We start from the raw sequence: 17,932 nt of genomic DNA on the forward strand, positions 1-17,932 counted from the left end.
ACGTCGGTGCGGTCGCTGGTTCTGGGTGGTGAGGCGGCTTCCGCCGAGCTGGTCGGGGAGCTGCTGGCCACGGCTGTGTTCAACCACTACGGGCCGACGGAGACCACGGTCGGCGTGGCCACCACCGCGCTGACCGCGGAGGATGTGGCTGCCGGGGTGATCCCGGTGGGCTCCCCGGTGGCCAACACACAGACCTACGTCCTGGACGCGAGCCTGCGGCCAGTCCCGGTGGGTGTAGTGGGCGAACTCTATGTGGCGGGCGCACAGGTGGCGCGCGGGTATGTGGGCAGGCCCGGTCTCACCTCCGAGCGTTTCGTGGCCTGCCCCTTCGGCTCACCCGGCGAGCGCATGTACCGCACGGGTGACCGCGCACGGTGGACGGCCGATGGCCGGCTGGTGTTCGCCGGTCGTGCCGACGACCAGGTGAAGATCCGCGGGTATCGAGTGGAGCCCGGCGAAGTACAGGCAGTCGTAGCCGCACACCCGCTGGTCGCCCAGGCCGCAGTCGTCGCCCGCGAAGACACCCCCGGCGATGTCCGCCTGGTCGCCTACATCGTCACCAACGAGACGGAAGGAGAAGACCTGACCGCAGCCATCAGGGAGTTCACTTCGGCCCGTCTGCCCGAGTACCTGGTCCCCGCGGCCGTGGTGGTCCTCGATGCCCTGCCGCTGACGGGCAACGGCAAACTGGATCGCAAGGCTCTGCCCGCCCCCGACTATGGGGCGGCGGCGACGGCCGGCACGGGGCGTCCTCCGGCAACCGTGCAGGAGGAGATTCTGTGCCAGGCCTTCGCCCAGGTGCTGGGTCTGCCCGCGGTCGGCGTCGACGACGACTTCTTCACGCTGGGCGGGCACTCCCTCCTGGCCGTCTCGCTGGTCGAGCAGCTGCGCAGCCGGGGCGTGTCTCTCTCGGTCCGCGCGCTGTTCCAGACACCCACTCCCGCAGGCCTGGCAGGGGTCGCGGCTCCGGACACGGTCGACGTTCCGGAGAACCGCATCCCGCACGGCGCCGAGCACATCACCCCGGACATGCTCCCGCTGGTCGAGCTGAGCGAGGCCGAGCTGGAGCATGTCGTCGGGCAGATACCGGGCGGCGCGGCCAACATCGCCGACGTCTACCCGCTCGCCCCGTTGCAGGAAGGCATCCTCTTCCACCACCTGGTCGCTGATCAGGAGGGCGGAGACGTCTATGTGCTGCCGATCGTGCTCGAGTTGGAGTCAAGGGAGCGGCTGGACGCGTTCCTCGGAGCGTTGCAGCGGGTGGTGGACCGGCACGACATCTACCGGACCGCGATCCTGTGGCGGGACCTGAGCGAGCCGGTCCAGGTGGTGCTGCGTGAAGTGGGGCTGCCCGTGGAGGGGTTCGTGGCCGATCCCGAAGGCGGCGACACCGTACGGCAGTTGCTGGCGCACGCCGGGGGCCGGATGGACCTGAGCAGTGCTCCGCTGATCCGTGCGCACACCGCCGCCCTGCCGGGCGGTGACCGATGGGTGTGCCTCATCCGGATCCACCAGACCGTTCGGGACCACACGAGTCAGGAAGCCCTGCTGAGAGAGCTGGGCGCGCTCTTGTCGGGCCGGGGCGACACGCTTCCCGAGGCGCTCCCGTTCCGGGACTTCGTGGCGCAGGCCCGGCTGGGGGTGCCGAGGGAGGAGCACGAGCGGTACTTCAGCGACCTGCTCGGGGACGTAGAGGAGACCACCGCACCGTACGGTCTGCTGGACGTCCACGGCGACGGCACCGACGCGGACCGCGCACGGTGGTCCGTCGACGACGAACTGGCGGGCCGCGTACGCGAGACGGCCAGGTCGCTCGGTGTCAGTCCGGCCACGGTGTTCCACCTGGCGTGGGCCCGGGTCCTCGCGACGGTCAGCGGCCGGGAGGACGTCGTGTTCGGCACCGTGCTCTTCGGCCGGATGAACGCCGGGGCCGGAGCCGACCGCGTCCAGGGGCCCTTCATCAACACGCTGCCCGTTCGGGTACGCGTGGGATCGTCGAAGGTGGGCGATGCCCTGCTCGGACTGCGCGACCAGCTGGCCGAGTTGCTCGTGCACGAGCACGCCCCGCTGGCGCTGGCGCAACGGGCGGGCGGTGTCCCGGGCGGCAGCCCGCTGTTCACCTCGATCTTCAACTACCGGCACCATCAGGCCGCCGCCCGGGCAGCGGAGCGGGGCAGCGGCACCATGCCGGACGGTGTGAGCCTGCTGCTCACCCGGGAACGCACCAACTACCCGGTCGCGGTGGCGGTGGACGACCTCGGAACGGGGTTCGCCCTCACCGTCGACGCGGTGGCCTCCGTGGACGCCGACGCCCTGTGCTCCATGCTGCACACCACCCTCGGCAACCTGGTCATCGCGCTGGAAGAGGCACCCGACACACGGTTCGTGGCCGTCGAGGCGGTGCCCGCGCAGGAACTGCGGCGGGTGCTGACGGAGTGGAACGACACCGACGGGCCGGTCGACGCGGCGACGGCGCCGGAACTGTTCGAGGCGCAGGCGGCCAGGACGCCCGACGCGGTGGCGGTCGTGGCCGGCACGACCGAGGTGTCGTACGCGGAACTCGACACGCGGGCCAACCGCCTCGCGCACCTTCTGCGGAACCACGGGGTGGGGCCCGAGTCCGTGGTGGGCCTGTGCCTGCCGCGAGGCGTGGAGGCGATCGCGGCGATCCTCGGCGTGTGGAAGGCAGGGGCGGCCTACCTGCCCCTGGATCCGGAGTATCCGGGGGAGCGGCTGGCGTTCATGCTCGCGGACAGCGGGGCCGGTGTCGTCGTCGGGCGGAGCGACCTGACGGGCCGCTTCTCCGCTTCGGGGCCCCGGGTGCTGAACCTGGACGATCCAGGGGTGGCGGCCAGTGTGGAGACGGCTCCGGTGACCGCTCCCCGGGTGGCCGGAACGCCCGACCGGATGGCCTACGTGATCTATACGTCCGGTTCGACGGGACGGCCCAAGGGCGTGGCCGTGTCCCACGCCGGACTGGCGAACCTGGCGGCCGCGCAGACGGACCGGTTCGCCGTGGACGGATCGAGCCGTCTGCTGCAGTTCGCGTCGATGAGCTTCGACGCGGCGGTGTCGGACGTGGTCGTGGCGTTGTCGTCCGGCGCCTGCCTCGTCGTGGCCGGGGCGGACGAGCTGCTGCCCGGGCCCGGGCTGGCGCGTGTCCTGTCCCGGCACGCGGTGACGCACGTGACCCTGCCGCCGGCGGTCCTGGCCGAGATGGCGCCCGAGGACCTGGCACCGGTGACGACCCTGGTCTCGGCCGGTGAGGCGCTGGGCAGGGAACTGGTGGGGCGCTGGGCGCCGGGGCGGCGGCTCGTGAACGCGTACGGGCCGACGGAGACGACGGTGTGCGCGACGATGTCCCGGCCGCTGGCGGTGGGCGACGACCCGGACATCGGCGGCCCGATCAGCGGTGTGCGGGCGTACGTCCTCGACGACCGGCTCGCCCCCGTGCCGGTCGGGGTGGCCGGCGAACTGTACGTCGCGGGCTCCAACCTGGCCCGCGGGTACGTGGGGCGGCCCGACCTGACGGCCGAGCGGTTCGTGGCGTCCCCGTACACCGGGCCCGGAGAGCGGATGTACCGGACGGGGGACCGGGTGCGGTGGACCGCCGACGGCAGGCTGGAGTTCGCCGGGCGGGCCGACGCGCAGGTGAAGATCCGTGGCTTCCGGGTGGAGCCGGAGGAGATCGCGTCCGTTCTGACCGGACACCCCGCGCTGGCCCGCGCCGCGGTGACCGTACGCGCGGATGCCTCGGGCGACAGGCGTCTGGTGGCCTACGTGGTGCCCGCGGGCGACCGGTCGGACACCGACGACGTCGCGCTCGGCCGGACGGTGCGCGACCACGTCGCGCAGGCTCTGCCGCAGTACATGGTGCCGTCGGCGGTCGTGGTCCTCGACGCGCTTCCGCTGACGGTCAACGGCAAGCTGGACCGCGCGGCGCTGCCGGAGCCGGATGTCGCCGCGCCGGCGGGAGCCGGCCGGGAACCGGCCACGGAACAGGAGCGGATCCTCTGCGAGGCGTTCGCACGGGTGCTGGGCCTGCCGACGGTCGGTGTCGACGACGACTTCTTCGCCCTCGGCGGTCATTCGCTGCTGGCCACACGCCTGGTCAGCCGGGTGCGTACGGTGCTGGGTGAGGAGCTGTCGATCCGTACCGTCTTCACCTCGCCCACGCCGGCCGCACTCGCGGGCTGGCTCGCCGACCAGGGCGACCGGCGGCCGAAGGCCAGGCCCGCGCTGCGGCGCATGCGCAGGCCCGACGGCGTGTGAGCCGTCGTACGGCCGCCCGATGACGGCCGGGCCCCCGCCGACGAGCGGAGGCCCGGCCCGTGCGGCGGCGCACCCGAGCGACGCCGCGCACGGCTCGGAGCACGTACGCACGAGGACAGCCCGGCCCTTTCGGGGCCGGGCTGTCCTTTCATGCCGCCGGTGTCGCGTCCTGCGTCACTCGGTGCGCAGGGCCGTGGCCGTGCGGGCCCGGGCCGCCCACCCGGCCGGGATCATCGCGCCCAGCATCGCCAGCACGACGCCGCCCAGCCCCAGCAGGAGCAGCTCGACCGGCCCGTACACGTCGAGGACCGGCGACGGCATTCCGGTGCCCACCGCGCGCCCCATCACCGGCATGACGACGCCGTGCAGCAGGTATCCCGCCGGCACGCCCAGCAGCCCGCCGACCACGCCGATCGCGGACACCGAGGCGAGCACGAGACTCACCGTCTGCCGCGGCGACATGCCGATCGCCTTGCACACGCCCAGGTCGTGGACGCGTTCGCGGGTGTCAAGGACGACGGAGTTGAGCACGCCGAGACCGGCCACGGCGATCAGCATGAGGGTCAGCAGCACCGCCATCGCGTCCATGATGAGAATGACGCCGCTCTGCTCCGACTCCACGACGGTCGTGGCGTCACCGCCCATCGGCTGCACCACCGCCGCGAGCTTCCGGGCGAACGCGTCCGCCGACACATCCGACTTCACGTCGACGAGGAACGTCTCGGGCTGCGCCGACGGAAAGTTGGCCATGTCCGCGTGGACCTCCAGCTCATTGCCGGAGGTGTCGAACGACTCACCCACGATCCGCAGGTCGGCGCTCTCCTTCTCGAACGTCATCCGCACCGTGTCGCCGACCTTGGTGCTGGTCCGCTCCAGGAAGCGCGTGGGCACGACGACCTGGCCCTTCCCGGTGATCCAGTGCCCCGAGAGCATCTCGTAGCTGCCGGAGCGCGAGTCGCCCTCGTAGAGGCTGGCCTCCACCGCGCCGGAGACCCCGGCCACGGCGACCTCCGTCTGGAGCTTGCCGTAGTACGACTCCAGCCCCGCCTCGGACTTGACGGCGGCCCGCACCTTCGCCGGGTCGGCCACCTTGGGCTTGGACGAGCCGGCCGCCGGGCTGGGGGCCGCCGGAGACGGGCTCGCCGCGGCGTCGCCCCCCACGGGAGGCGGGGGCGGCGGGGGAGCGATGTTGTTCATCCTGACCGTCGTGACCGTGACCGCGGCACGGCTCTCGGGGTCCTGCGACTTGCCGACCTCGTTCAGGGACGAGGTCAGTCCCACCGCGAACGTCGCCGCGACCGTGCCGAACGCCACCGCGAGCAGCATCGCGAGGGCACGCACCGGATGCGTGAAGGGAGTGGCGAGCCCGTACGTCACCGGCCGGGGCAGCGGCAGCCGTCCCATGGCCCGGTGCGCCCACTGGCCGCGGCCCGGGCGCGGCGCCCGGCCGACCGCAATGGCCTCGACCGTGTTCAGCCGTCCGGCACGCCGTGCGGGGATCAGCGCCGCGAGCCCGACCACGAGCAGCGCGGCGGCCGGTACGGCGACGTCCACCCACCAGGCCACCGACAGCGAGACGTTGCCGTACACCGACTCCGTGTCCGCCAGCAGCGGCACCGCCAGCAGGTTGCCCAGCACGACACCCAGGGCGATGCCGACCGTGGCCGGGATCAGCGCCTGCGCCACGTACGCGCGGACGACCTCGCGAGGCGTGAAACCGATGGCCTTGAGGATGCCGATCCTGCGCAGACTCGTGCCGACCGCACCGCTGATCACACTGCTGACGATGATCACCGACATGACGATGCCGAGCACGCCGAAGGCCATCACGAACGGGACGGTCGCCGCCGCGCCCTGATCCGCGGCCCGCTTGGTGTCCAGCCAGGACTGCGTGCCCAGCAGGGCCCCGGAGTCCACGGCGGAGGCGAGCTTCGCCCGGTCGGCGACGATCTGCTGCTTGGTGCTCGCGGAGTCGAAGCGGTACAGCATCTGGGTCGTGAGGGGGCTGCCCAGCGCCGCCAGCGACTCGACCTGCTCCGCGGTCGCCCAGGCGTCGGCGGACTTGCCGACCGACACGGCGAACCCGACGACCGACAGCGTCGGGGCGTTCGGGGTGTCCGACGTCTTCAGGGCGGAGCCGATGTCGACGGAGGGGCCCTGGAAGGACGCGTCGACCACGATCTCGCCGGGCTTGTGCGCCCACCGGCCGGACTTCAGCTCCACGCGGTCGACATCGGCGTCGGCGCCGGATCGCCCGACCACCGTCAGCGTCGGCATCCGGAACCCCGACCGGTCCACCGGGCGGAACGCCGTGGACGGGTACGGCCCCGCGCTCGCCGTGACGCCGGCCAGCTCCTTGGTGCGCTCCAGCTGCGCAGCACTCGCCTTGGCCGGATCGAACTGCGCGGTGATGTGCGCGCCCTGCTGCTTCTTGAAGGCGTCGTCGAAGGGAGCGGCCGCGGCGACCATCAGGGCCCCCGCCACCACGGCCGAGGCCACGGCCATCATCGTGGCCACGGCGATCACCAGGGTCTGCACCCGCCGCCGGCCGACCCCGGAGCGCACGACCCGGCCCAGCGCGCCGTTACCGAAGAGGCTCATCGGACGGCCTGCGCATACGTGTCGAGGGCGAGGTGACCGTCCACCAGGTGGATCGTGCGGCTGGCGCAGGCCTCCGCCAGTGCCAGGTCGTGCGTCACCAGCACGATGGTCTGGCCACCGCGGTGCAGATCGATCAGCAGCTTGCGGACCTCCGCGCCCGAGGCGGAGTCCAGCGCACCCGTGGGCTCGTCGGCCAGCAGCAGCTCGGGACGGTTGATCAACGCCCGGGCGACACCGACGCGTTGACGCTCACCTCCGGACAGCCGGCCCGGGTAGGCGCGTGCGTGCTTCTGGATGCCCAGCATCTCCATGAGCTCACCCGCGCGGGCCGCGGCAGCGCGCCGGCTCGTCCCGGTGAGCTGGGCCGGGAGCTGGATGTTGTCGGTGACGGTGAGGTCGTCGAGGAGGTTGAAGAACTGGAAGGCGATGCCGATGTGCTCGCGACGGAACTTGGCGAGGGCGTGCTCGCTCAACTGGTCGATCCGCCGCCCCGCGACGAGCACGGAGCCCTCGGTCGGCTTGTCCAGGCCGGCGATGAGGTTCAGCAGCGTGGACTTGCCGCTGCCGGAAGGGCCCGTCACGGCAAGGGCCTCGCCCTTGGCGACGCTGAGCGTGAGCGGTCCGAGCGCCGGCGCACCGGCGGTGTCGTAGCGCTTCGCCACACCTTCCAGCTCGATCACTTGATTCATGCGGGTTGTCCGTCCTTACGATCGCGAGAGACACATGCCGTTGCCGACCCTGTGAACCTAGAGGCTGCCGCCCGCGCGGCGCGTCGGCCGCGGAACCAACATCGGCCCCTCCCAGCGGATGATTCGCCCGGGGAGTCCTACCTGAGGAGTAGGCCTCGAAGGCAATGCCCTGATCAGACAGGTGGACGCGGACCGGGCGGCGGGCGCCCCACAATGGACGGATGGAGACGCAAGACCGGTGCCGCCGGCTTCACCAGCTCATCGACGCGCTGCGCCCGGAGGCGAAGTCCGCCCCGCAGTCGAAGCGGGCGGTGCGCGTGGACGTGGTGCTGGCGGTCGTGCTGACCGCCGTCGCGCTGTTCGTGGCGGTGCGGTACCCCGGCAACGGGCCGGTGGATGTGAACCCACCCAAGATCGACGTGGGAACCGGTGTGCCCGCGCCGCCCTCGCCCGGCCCCGACCAGGCGCCCGCGGAGGAAGAGGCCCCGCCCGTCCCCTGGGCCATGGTCATCCTGTCGACGCTGCCGCTCGGTCTGAGGCGCCTGTACCCGCTGGCCACGTTCGTGACGGTGCTGGTCGCGGCACTGGCCATCGGCGGCTCCGCCTCCTGGATCACCGTCCTGGCCTGTGTCGTCGGCGCCTACAGCGCCATCGTGTACAGCCGTTACCGGATACTGGCGATCGCCGTCCTGGTGATGGCCGCCGCGCTGTCCGGTTACGCGTTCCGCAACGCCGACCCCCTGCTCCCGGGCTGGTCCAGCCCGGGATTCGTGCTGCTGGTGGCCGGGATGCTGGCCAGCCTCGTCCGGTTCCTGCAGCTGCGGCTGGCGACCAGCCGGGACCGGGTCACCGAGCTGCAGCAGGCCCAGGAGGAGGCCATGCGCCGGGCCGTCGCGGAGGAGCGTGCGCGTATTGCCGCCGAACTGCACGACGTCGTGACCCACAATGTCAGCGTGATGGTGATCCAGGCGGGCGCGGCCCGCAAAGTGATGGACGTGGTCCCCGAGCAGTCCAAGGAGGCGTTGTTGGCCGTCGAGGCGGGCGGCCGGGCCGCCATGGCCGAACTGCGGCACGTGATGGGCCTGTTGGCGGCCCCGGACCACGAGAGACCCGACGGCCTGGAACCGCAGCCGGGGCTGGCTCAGCTCGACGCGCTGGTCGCCCGGGTACGGGCCGCCGGCACGCCCGTGAGCGTCGGTGTGTCGCTGCCGTCGGAACCGCTGCCCTCGGGGGTGGACCTGGCGGCGTACCGGGTCGTGCAGGAGGCACTGACCAACACGATCAAGCACGCCCGCGGCGCGGAGGCGTCCGTCGCCATCGGATACACCGACGACTGCCTGGAGATCGAGGTCACGGACACCGGAGGCGGGAAGGACGCCCCGCCGGTGGAGAGCAACGGCCGCGGCCACATGGGGCTGCGCGAGCGACTGGCCGTGTATGACGGCGAACTGACGGCCGGTCCGACGCCGGACGGCGGCTACCGGGTGGCCGCGCGCATCCCGAGGAACGCGGCATGAGCGGGGAGCGGCCGCCGCTGCGCGCCGTCATCGCGGACGACCAGGCCCTGGTGCGCACAGGTTTCAAGATGATCCTGGCCGCGGACGGCATCGAGGTGGCGGCCGAGGCCGCCGACGGGTCCGAGGCCGTCGCGGCGGTGCGCCGCACGCGGCCCGACGTCGTCCTCATGGACATCCGGATGCCGGTGATGGACGGCATCGAGGCCACCCGGCGCATCCTCGGCGGTGACGGTCCCCCGGAGACCCGGGTCATCATCCTCACCACGTACGACCTCGACCAGTACGTCTACGCCGCGCTCACGGCCGGCGCCAGCGGCTTCCTGCTCAAGGACGTCACCCCCGAACGCCTGGTGTCCGCCCTGCGCATGGTGCAGTCCGGTGACGCCCTCCTCGCGCCCACGATCACCCGTCGGCTGATCGAGCGCTTCGCCGTGCCCGACGAACCTCAGACCGTCGCACCGCACCGCGACCTGTCCGGTCTGACGCCGCGTGAACTGGAGGTGCTCCGCCTGCTGGCGACGGGCCTCAGCAACGCCGAGTTGGCCGAACGGCTGTTCCTGAGTCCCACCACCGTCAAGAGCCATGTCGGCCGCATCCTGTCGAAGCTGGACCTGCGCGACCGCGTCCAGGCCGTCGTGTTCGCCTACGAGACGGGTCTGATCGCTCCGGGCGGTGGCAACTAGCACCGTGACGTGAGCGCCCACGGGAACTGATGAGCCGTCATGAGCGTTGAGATGAACGGCTCATGACGGATTCTGTGAATGTCGCGTTCCTCTATCTGAGGGCTCGACAATGACCAGAGTGACGCGTGAGCATTGGTGGTGCAGGCGCGGGCGACATCTCAGAACGGGGGGAGATGCACGGAATTCCAGATTCCTCCAGTGGGGTGTGCCCGGGCTCCGGACCGGGCCGTGAACCGGTCCGTTCCGGTCGTGCGGACCGGTGGTGCTGAGCCGACCGGTCGCGGCGCAAGTCAGATTCTGTGAGCTGTCAGTCAACGGGGTGGACAGAATGAATCAGATGATCGGCGTCCCTCACTCTTCCTCGGCCGCGGACTTAACCGGAGCGGCCGCCACCGGAGTCGTCGCCCGCGACGCCGGCCCGACGACGTCCTCCGGGCCTGCGCGGGTGAGTCCGCCGGCGGTGCAGGACATCCCCATCACTTCGATCCTGCCGGGCATCTCCCTGCGTTCGCGCGGGCCGGACGCGGAGCACGTGGCCCGCCTGGCGGAGGTGGAAGGGCCTCTGCCGCCCATCCTCGTCGACCGCCGCACGCTGCACGTCATCGACGGCATGCACCGCCTGATGGCCGCCTTCGTCAGGGGACAGCGGACCATCGGCGTGGAGTTCTTCGAGGGCAGTGCCGACGAGGCGTTCCTGCGTGCCGTGCAGGCGAACGTGACCCACGGCCTGCCGCTCTCCCAGGCCGACCGGCGGGCCGCGGCGGCGAAGATCGTCAGATCCCACCCGCACCTGTCGGACCGGGCGGTGGCCCGCGCCTCCGGGCTCGGGGCCAAGACCGTGGCCGCCATCCGCCGGCAGTACGACGACGTGCTGCACCTGCACGCGCGCGTGGGCAGGGACGGCAAGATCCGTCCGCTCAGCAGCGACGAGGGCCGCAGGCGCGCCGCTGAGCTGATGGACGAGCGCCCGGACGCCTCGCTGCGGGAGATCGCGCGCCTGGCGGGCCTGTCTCCGGCGACCGTGAGCGATGTCCGAAGACGATTGCGGGCCGGACAGGATCCGGTCGTCCGACGCGCACAGAAGGCCCGTCAGGACGAGGCCGCCCAGCCCGCCGGCGTGGTGTGCTCACTGCCCGCGGGACGCGCGGACGACCGGGGCGGAAGCGACCCCCAGGACGTGCTGGAGAAGCTGTTGCGAGACCCCTCCCTGCGCCACAAGGAGGAGGGGCGGAACCTGCTGCGCCTGCTGCACCAGAACGCCGTCGGCATGCAGCAGTGGACCGAGCTCACCGCGGCGGTCCCGCCGCACTGCGGTGCCCTGGTGATGAACCTGGCCCGCCAGTACGCCGAGACCTGGTCGCAGTTCGCCCAGAACCTCGATGCGCAGCTGCAGGCCTCGAGCCGGCGGACCGTGGGCGGATAACGGGGCGTCGAGCGGGCCTCTTCCGGGTCCGGGCGCGTGCGCGCAGGGGCGTCTGACGGGCTTCGGCCTGGTTCAGGCGCCCATTCTGTTTGCCCCGTCAAAAAGTGAAAGCGAAACGGAATTCTCGACTTCTCGATGACGGGCGATGCATTTATCGTGGACATATGGGAACCGCAGCGGAATTCTACGTAGTCAAGTATGGTGACACCCTCATAAAGATCGCGTCCATGTTCCATGTGACACTGGGCCAGATTCTCGAATGGAATCCCCAGATCGAGAATCCGGACATCATCTTCCCGAACCAGAAGATTCGTGTCAGGGCGCCGGAGATGAACGGAGAGTACGAACCCTTCCCGGGTGCCGACTTCTTCCAGTCCTCCGTGACCAGTCCCGTCATCGAGGCCATGGGGTACCGCCTCATCGAGGAGGGCTGCTCGGCGTACGCCGGCGGACCCGACTCGCAGTGGAGCGAGGCGGACCGGAAGTCGTACGCGAAGTGGCAGCACAAGCTCGGCTTCAGGGGCCCGGACGCCGACGGCACGCCGGGTCGCAAGTCCTGGGACAGGCTGCACGTACCCGCCGTGTACGAGTGACCGGCACCGAGACCAGGACCGCCCGTACGCGCCGACGGGCCACGAGGGGGCCGCGTGCCGGCCCGCCCCGGACCGCCTGGCGCGCACGGGCCAGAGCGCGTATCGCCTATCTCGAGGCGGAACTGGAACACGAGAGCACCCGACGGGTCCGCGGAGACCGGACAGCGCTCATCGAAGGAATGCGGGGACATCTCGACAAAGCCCGCGCGGCCGCGGACGAGGATTTCGGATGGCGGAAGCCGTGGTCGGGGTCGGCGGCCCGGGAGGGGGTGTGTTCGAATATCCGCAACGCCGAGGTGTTGCTCATTCAACTGGTTTCCGACGAAGAAGCCGCGGGCCGCGCCAGTGAGGTCATGGCCCTGGTCAAGGATCACCTGGACGCGGACGACCCGCGCCGGGTGCGGCTCGCCCTGAGAATGCGGTCCATCATCTCCGGCGACGTGAGCCCGAGCGACCGGGATCTCATGGGCCGGGCGCTCGACGCCGCGTACAGCAGCCTCGACGACGAACTGGCCCGGGTGCGCAGCCTGCGCAACATCCTCTGGGCCGCGACCTTCCTCGTACTGGTCGGGGTGGTGAACCTGGCCCTCTACGGATGGTTCTCGCCCAGCTCGCTGAGCCTGTGCTTCTCGCCCTCGGGCGGCTCCGGAGGCACGGTCACCGTCGTGTGCCCCACCGCCGAGTTCCACAACGAGCGGGCCGACACCGACCCCAGCGGACTGGCCGGCCCCACGGACATCCTCACCGTCGAGATCGCCGGACTCGCCGGTGCCGCCCTCACCGTCATCGCCTCGCTGCGCCGCATCCGGGGCACCGACTCCCCGTACATGCTGCCCCTGGCGTCGGCGGTGCTGAAGCTGCCCACCGGCGCCCTGTCGGCCTTCCTCGGGCTGCTGTTGATCCGCGGCGCCTTCGTCCCGGGGCTCAGCGACCTCGACAGCAGGGCGCAGGTCCTCGCCTGGGCCGCGGCCTTCGGCGCCGCGCAGCACCTGGTGACCCGGCTCGTCGACGACCGCGCCCAGATGACGCTGTCGGAGGTGGGCAGGACCACCGACGCCGTGGTCGACCCCGAGCGGGTCGCCGTGAAGGAGGGCCCGCCGCCCCCCGCCGCAGGGTCACCCAACGGCGCCGGACCGCACGAGGAGCCGCACGAGGCCGACGGCAAGGACGGTGAGCCGGTCCCCGACGGCGCGCCCCCTGACCGCCGCAGCGGTGCGTGAGCCGTCTCCGGCAGCCGCAGGTACACCACCGACGACACCGGACAGATCACCGCGACGTACCAGGGGAACAGCCCCGCGTGCACCTGCTCCTTGAACAGCGTGCCCACGTACGGGGCCGTGCCGCCGAAGAGGGCCACCGTCAGGGAGTACGGGAAGCCGATGCCCGCCGCGCCGACCCGGGGCGGGAAGATCTCGGCGTCACGGCCGCGCTGATCGAGGTGAAGCCGGTCAACAGCGCCATGCCCGCGCACTGCACGAGCAACAGCACGGCGAACGAGTCGCGCAGGGCGTGCAGCAGCGGCACCGCGAGCAGCGCGAAGCCCAGACCGAAGAAAAGCAGCGGGGGACGGCGGCCGGTGGGGGTCCCCCCACGTGAAGGCGACCAGCTGCCCCACCGTCGTCGACACGTACTGGAGGCTGGAGAACAGCCCCCGTCGGCCCGGGCCCGCCGACTCGACCAGGAACGTCGTCGACGCCGTGAACTCACCGCCCACGGAGAGCCCTTGCAGCAGCCGGGCGAGGACGAGGATCACCGGCGCCAGGACACCCACGGACGCGTAGGTCGGAGTGAGCCCGACCAGCAGGCTGCTGCCGCCCATCAGCAGGATGGTGATCGTGAGGGCGGCCCGCCGCCCGTGCCGGTCCGCGACGGCGCCCATCAGCAGCCCGCCCACCGGCCGCATGAAGAAGCCGACCGCGAACACCGCGAACGTGGACAGCAGCGGCACCAGCGAGTTGTCCGCGCTCTTCGGAAGACCTGGGCGGCTATGTAGGTGGCCAGAAACGTGTAGGCGTACCGGTCGTACCACTCGACCGCGTTGCCACGGAGGCGACGAGGAGCCGGCGAACGGGCCGTTTCGTCGGCGGGGAAACCGTCTGCGTCTCTGTCACGCCCCTCACCCTCCCCCGGCAATGCCTCGGCACACCGTCCGTACCGGCGACTTTCACACGAGTGTCACGCGCCCCTTCCTTGGCGTTTGGTGTCCCTGAAACACTCCTTCCGCGCAGATTCCGTCACGTTCCGGCCATCCCGCACCTCAGGATGAGAGGTCTGTCCTTCATGTCCGAAGTCAACCGGCGCCGCTTTCTCCAACTCGCGGGTGCCACCACGGCCTTCAGTGCCCTGTCCGCCAGCATCCAGCGCGCCGCCGCCCTGCCGGCGAACCACCGCACCGGGTCGATCGAGGACGTCGAGCACATCGTCGTCCTCATGCAGGAGAACCGTTCCTTCGACCACTACTTCGGCACCCTGAGAGGCGTCCGCGGCTTCGGAGACCCCCGCCCGGTCACCCTCGACAACGGCAAACCCGTCTGGCACCAGGAGAAGGACGGCAAGGAGATCCTGCCGTTCCACCCGGACGCCGACGACCTCGGCATGCAGTTCCTGGAGGGCCTGCCGCACTCCTGGCCCGACGGCCACCAGGCCTACGACGGCGGCAAGTACGACCGCTGGGTGCCCGCCAAGGGCACCACCACCATGGCGTACCTGACCCGCGAGGACATCCCCTTCCACTACGCCCTCGCCGACTCCTTCACCGTCTGCGACGCCTACCACTGCTCGTTCATCGGCTCCACCGACCCCAACCGCTACTACATGTGGTCCGGTTACACCGGCAACGACGGCACCGGCGGCGGTCCGGTCCTCGGCAACGACGAACTCGGCTACGGCTGGACGACCTACCCCGAGCGCCTGGAGCAGGCCGGCATCTCCTGGAAGATCTACCAGGACATCGGCGACGGCCTCGACGCGAAGGGCTCCTGGGGCTGGATCCAGGACGCCTACCGCGGCAACTACGGCGACAACTCGCTGCTGTACTTCAACAAGTACCGCGACGCCAAGCCCGGTGACCCCTGGTACGACAGGGCCCGCACCGGCACCGACGCCAAGGCCGGCGACGGCTACTTCGACGTGCTGAAGGCGGACGTGAAGGCCGGCAAGCTGCCGCAGATCTCCTGGATCGCCGCCCCCGAGGCCTTCTCCGAGCACTCGAACTGGCCCTCCAACTACGGCGCCTGGTACATCGCGCAGGTCCTCGACGCGCTCACCTCCAACCCGGAGGTCTGGTCGAAGACCGCCCTGTTCATCACCTATGACGAGAACGACGGCTTCTTCGACCACGTGGTGCCGCCGCTGCCCCCGAAGGACGCCTCCCGCGGCCTGTCCACCGTGGACGTCTCCCTCGACCTCTTCCCTGGGGACGCCAAGAACACGGCCGGCCCGTACGGCCTCGGTCCCCGGGTCCCGATGCTGGTCGTCTCCCCGTGGAGCAAGGGCGGCTACGTCTGCTCCGAGACCCTCGACCACACCTCGATCCTGCGGTTCATGGAGCGCCGCTTCGGTGTGCGCGAGACCAACATCTCGCCGTGGCGCCGGGCCATCTGCGGTGACCTCACGTCCGCGTTCGACTTCTCCCGCAAGGACGCCCGCCCGGCCCCGCTGCCCGGCACCGAGGCGTACGAGCCGCAGGACCGTCAGCGCCACCCCGACTACAAGCCCGTCCCACCGGCCGACCCGCGCATGCCCCGGCAGGAACGCGGTCTGCGCCGCACCCGGCCGCTGAAGTACGCCCCGCACGTGGACGCTTCTGTCGACGCGGCGACCGGGAAGCTCACTCTCACCTTCGCCTCCGGAGCGAAGGCCGGCGGCGCCTTCCACGTCACGTCCGGCAACCGCACCGACGGCCCCTGGACGTACACCACCGAGGCCGGCAAGACGCTCTCCGACACCTGGAACTCGGCGTACTCCGGAGGTTCCTACGACCTGACCGTGCACGGCCCGAACGGCTTCGTGCGCGTCTTCAAGGGCTCGAACAGGGCGGCCGGCTGCGAGGTCACGGCCCGCCACACCGGCGACGACATCGAGCTGACCTTCACCAACAAGGGCTCCGGCACGGCCCGCCTGAAGCTCGTGAGCGGCTACGGCGGCCGTCCCTCGACCGTCACCGTCCGCCCGGGGGCCAAGGTGTGCCGGACCGTGGACCTCGCCGCAGGCCGGCGCTGGTACGACCTGACCGTCACCGCCGAGGGCGACAAGGCGTTCCTGCGCAGGTTCGCGGGACACGTCGAGAACGGGCAGCCGGGGGTGAGCGACCCGGCGATCATCACCGCGTAGCGGGAGCGAGGTGCCCCGGCTCGTGCGGCCGGGGCACCAGCACCGGTTCGGCCGCGGCCGAGCCGGGCTCCAACGCCAGGACGGCGGCCACCGGATGGTCGTCGTCGACCGGTCGGTCCGCGTCGACCGGTCGGTCCGCGTTCACCGGCTGGTCATCGTTCACCGGGCGGTCGTGGTCCACCGGGGAGGCCGTGGGTGCCGCCCTGGTGAGCAGCACCACGCCCCACGACGCCAGGCCCGCCCCGGCGAGTGCGAGCAGCATGCCCGCCGGACCGCCCTGGAGGCGTTCGCCCAGCAGCGACAGGCCGATCACCGCGGCGGCCAGCGGGTTCGACAGGGTCACCATCGCAAGGGGGCCGCCCAGCCCACCCCGGTACGCGGTCTGCGACAGCAGCAGGCCGCCGGCCGCGAACGCCGCCACCAGCAGGGCCACGCCGATCACCTGGACGCTCAGCACCGGCCCGGACCGGTCCGTCGCGGCCACCGTCACCGTCTGCGTGAGGGCCGAGGCCACCCCGGAGGCGAGACCGGACGCGGACGCGTGCCGCAGCCCGGGGCGGGCGCCCGGCCGGGACAGCACCCCGATGAGCGCCGCCGTGGCACCCGCCACCGTCAGCGCCTCGGGAACGCTCAGCACGTCGTCCGGCGCCGGACCGGACGCCGTCACCAGGAGGGCGCCCAGCCCCAGCAGCGTCAGCGCGGTGCCCCTCCACTCGACCGCGCTGACCCGGCGGCCCGCCAGCCGCGCCCCCATCGGCACCGCCGCGACCAGGGTGAGCGCGCCGAGCGGCTGGACCACGGTCAGCGGGCCGTACCGGAGGGCGACGACATGCAGGAGCGCGGCTGACGCGTTCAGCCCGACGGACCACCACCAGGCCCCGGTGCCGAGCAGCCGCAGCGTGCCCGCGCCCCGGGAACGGGACGCCAACCGCTCCTGGGCGACCGCGGCGGCGGCATAGGCGACGGCGGAGACCAGGGACAGGGCGACGGCGATCACGACGGCGCTCATCGGCCGGCCCCCGCGAGTGCCCGCTCGTCCCGCTGCGCCGGTACGAGGCCGCTCCGGGCACGCCGGGCCGTGCTCGCCGTGCGGTGCGGCAGGTGAAGGACGGCGAGCGCGAGCCCGAGCAGGGCCGCCGCCACGAGCGCGTCGAGCCAGTAGTGGTTGGCGGTGCCGACGATCACCAGCAACGTCAGCAGGGGGTGCGCGAGCCAGAGCCAACGCCGGCGTGAGCGGGTCGCGACGATCAGGCCGACCGCGACCATCAGCGCCCAGCCGAAGTGCAGGGACGGCATCGCCGCGAACTGGTTCGACAACGAGTCCGTCGCGGGGTCGCCGTACACCGACGGCCCGTACACCCGCGCCGTGTCGATCAGGCCGGTCGCGGCGAGCATGCGGGGCGGGGCGAGCGGGAACAGCAGGTGCAGCACCAACGCGGCGGCGGTGACCGCCGCCAGCACCCGGCGGGCCCAGACGTAGTGGACCGGCCGCCGCAGGTAGAGCCAGACCAGGAAGGCGACGGTGGCGGGGAAGTGGACGGCCGCGTAGTAGGTGTTCGCGACGTGCGCCAGGCCGTCGCCGTGCAGCAGCAGGGACTGCACCGCCCCCTCGCCGGGCAGATGGACCGCCCGCTCGACGTCCCACACGCGGTGCGCGTTGCGGAGGGCCTCACCGGTGTGGCCCGTGGCCAGTTGCCGGCCGAACTTGTAGACGAGGAAGAGCCCTGCGACGAGCAGAAGCTCCCGGACGAGCGGCGGTCGCGCTATCGCGTCGGACCCCGCCGGCGCAGGCTCGGTGCGGGCATTCATCCCCCGGCCCCTT

Annotated in this window: 11 protein-coding genes and 1 pseudogene; 7 read left to right on the forward strand and 5 right to left on the reverse strand. The window is 71.7% G+C overall.

Features of this window, described 5'->3' with window-relative positions; all coding sequences use genetic code 11:
* On the forward strand, nucleotides 1–4,272 hold a 4,272-nt coding region (locus ACFZDI_RS06030; RefSeq protein ID WP_391248082.1), incomplete at its 5' end, for an amino acid adenylation domain-containing protein.
* Nucleotides 4,273–4,446: 174 nt separating this feature from the next.
* On the opposite strand, the gene ACFZDI_RS06035 is transcribed toward ACFZDI_RS06030, so the two are convergent.
* Together ACFZDI_RS06035 and ACFZDI_RS06040 are read right to left on the reverse strand one after the other, a co-directional pair.
* On the reverse strand, nucleotides 4,447–6,873 hold the full coding sequence (locus ACFZDI_RS06035; RefSeq protein WP_234850006.1) for an ABC transporter permease: 2,427 nt from the start codon (nucleotides 6,871–6,873) through the stop codon (nucleotides 4,447–4,449).
* Entirely contained in the window at nucleotides 6,870–7,562 is a 693-nt protein-coding gene (locus ACFZDI_RS06040) for an ABC transporter ATP-binding protein (protein ID WP_234850007.1), read from the reverse strand. The genes ACFZDI_RS06035 and ACFZDI_RS06040 overlap by 4 nt, the downstream gene beginning before the upstream one ends.
* A 221-nt stretch (nucleotides 7,563–7,783) precedes the next feature.
* Here ACFZDI_RS06040 and ACFZDI_RS06045 point away from each other — a divergent pair, with 221 nt between their 5' ends.
* The 5 genes from ACFZDI_RS06045 to ACFZDI_RS06065 all read left to right on the forward strand — a co-directional run bounded on the left by ACFZDI_RS06045 (nucleotide 7,784) and on the right by ACFZDI_RS06065 (nucleotide 12,998).
* Complete coding sequence (locus ACFZDI_RS06045) at nucleotides 7,784–9,079, forward strand: histidine kinase (protein ID WP_391248085.1); 1,296 nt, start codon at nucleotides 7,784–7,786, stop codon at nucleotides 9,077–9,079.
* Nucleotides 9,076–9,762 (forward strand): response regulator transcription factor, encoded by a 687-nt coding sequence (locus ACFZDI_RS06050; protein ID WP_361121286.1) that lies wholly within the window; start codon nucleotides 9,076–9,078, stop codon nucleotides 9,760–9,762. Before ACFZDI_RS06045 ends, ACFZDI_RS06050 begins: the two co-directional genes overlap by 4 nt.
* A 460-nt stretch (nucleotides 9,763–10,222) precedes the next feature.
* Nucleotides 10,223–11,185 (forward strand): transcriptional regulator, encoded by a 963-nt coding sequence (locus tag ACFZDI_RS06055; protein ID WP_391248088.1) that lies wholly within the window; start codon nucleotides 10,223–10,225, stop codon nucleotides 11,183–11,185.
* Between the two features lie 164 nt (nucleotides 11,186–11,349).
* Complete coding sequence (locus ACFZDI_RS06060) at nucleotides 11,350–11,778, forward strand: peptidoglycan-binding protein (protein WP_391248090.1); 429 nt, start codon at nucleotides 11,350–11,352, stop codon at nucleotides 11,776–11,778.
* A gap of 269 nt (nucleotides 11,779–12,047) precedes the next feature.
* A complete protein-coding gene (locus ACFZDI_RS06065; RefSeq protein ID WP_391249459.1) occupies nucleotides 12,048–12,998 on the forward strand; it encodes a hypothetical protein in 951 nt (316 codons plus the stop codon).
* Here ACFZDI_RS06065 and ACFZDI_RS06070 read toward each other — a convergent pair.
* Nucleotides 12,980–13,889: pseudogene (locus ACFZDI_RS06070) on the reverse strand (MFS transporter); the annotation flags it as partial. The gene ACFZDI_RS06065 and the pseudogene ACFZDI_RS06070 sit on opposite strands and share 19 nt — an antisense overlap.
* Before the next feature lie 169 nt (nucleotides 13,890–14,058).
* On the opposite strand from ACFZDI_RS06070, the gene ACFZDI_RS06075 reads away from it, so the two are divergent.
* A complete protein-coding gene (locus ACFZDI_RS06075; RefSeq protein ID WP_391248092.1) occupies nucleotides 14,059–16,110 on the forward strand; it encodes a phosphocholine-specific phospholipase C in 2,052 nt (683 codons plus the stop codon).
* Here ACFZDI_RS06075 and ACFZDI_RS06080 read toward each other — a convergent pair.
* Nucleotides 16,100–17,119, reverse strand: coding sequence for a hypothetical protein (locus ACFZDI_RS06080; RefSeq protein ID WP_391248094.1), 1,020 nt, complete (start codon nucleotides 17,117–17,119; stop codon nucleotides 16,100–16,102). The genes ACFZDI_RS06075 and ACFZDI_RS06080 overlap by 11 nt on opposite strands.
* The gene (locus tag ACFZDI_RS06085; RefSeq protein WP_391248096.1) at nucleotides 17,116–17,919 is read right to left on the reverse strand and encodes a phosphatase PAP2 family protein; all 804 of its coding nucleotides are present in this window, start codon (nucleotides 17,917–17,919) and stop codon (nucleotides 17,116–17,118) included. The genes ACFZDI_RS06080 and ACFZDI_RS06085 overlap by 4 nt, the downstream gene beginning before the upstream one ends.
* Nucleotides 17,920–17,932 lie beyond the last annotated feature (13 nt).

Source organism: Streptomyces sp. NPDC007907 (genome assembly GCF_042959365.1).
Lineage (GTDB): Bacteria > Actinomycetota > Actinomycetes > Streptomycetales > Streptomycetaceae > Streptomyces > Streptomyces indiaensis.

What these genes read in the sequence shown, in the direction of transcription:
- ACFZDI_RS06040 (WP_234850007.1), bottom strand. Translation starts at nt 7,562, where the DNA reads ATGAATCAAGTGATCGAGCTGGAAGGTGTGGCGAAGCGCTACGACACC.
- ACFZDI_RS06050 (WP_361121286.1), top strand. Translation starts at nt 9,076, where the DNA reads ATGAGCGGGGAGCGGCCGCCGCTGCGCGCCGTCATCGCGGACGACCAG.
- ACFZDI_RS06080 (WP_391248094.1), bottom strand. Translation starts at nt 17,119, where the DNA reads ATGAGCGCCGTCGTGATCGCCGTCGCCCTGTCCCTGGTCTCCGCCGTC.
- ACFZDI_RS06045 (WP_391248085.1), top strand. Translation starts at nt 7,784, where the DNA reads ATGGAGACGCAAGACCGGTGCCGCCGGCTTCACCAGCTCATCGACGCG.
- ACFZDI_RS06085 (WP_391248096.1), bottom strand. Translation starts at nt 17,919, where the DNA reads ATGAATGCCCGCACCGAGCCTGCGCCGGCGGGGTCCGACGCGATAGCG.
- ACFZDI_RS06060 (WP_391248090.1), top strand. Translation starts at nt 11,350, where the DNA reads ATGGGAACCGCAGCGGAATTCTACGTAGTCAAGTATGGTGACACCCTC.
- ACFZDI_RS06035 (WP_234850006.1), bottom strand. Translation starts at nt 6,873, where the DNA reads ATGAGCCTCTTCGGTAACGGCGCGCTGGGCCGGGTCGTGCGCTCCGGG.
- ACFZDI_RS06075 (WP_391248092.1), top strand. Translation starts at nt 14,059, where the DNA reads ATGTCCGAAGTCAACCGGCGCCGCTTTCTCCAACTCGCGGGTGCCACC.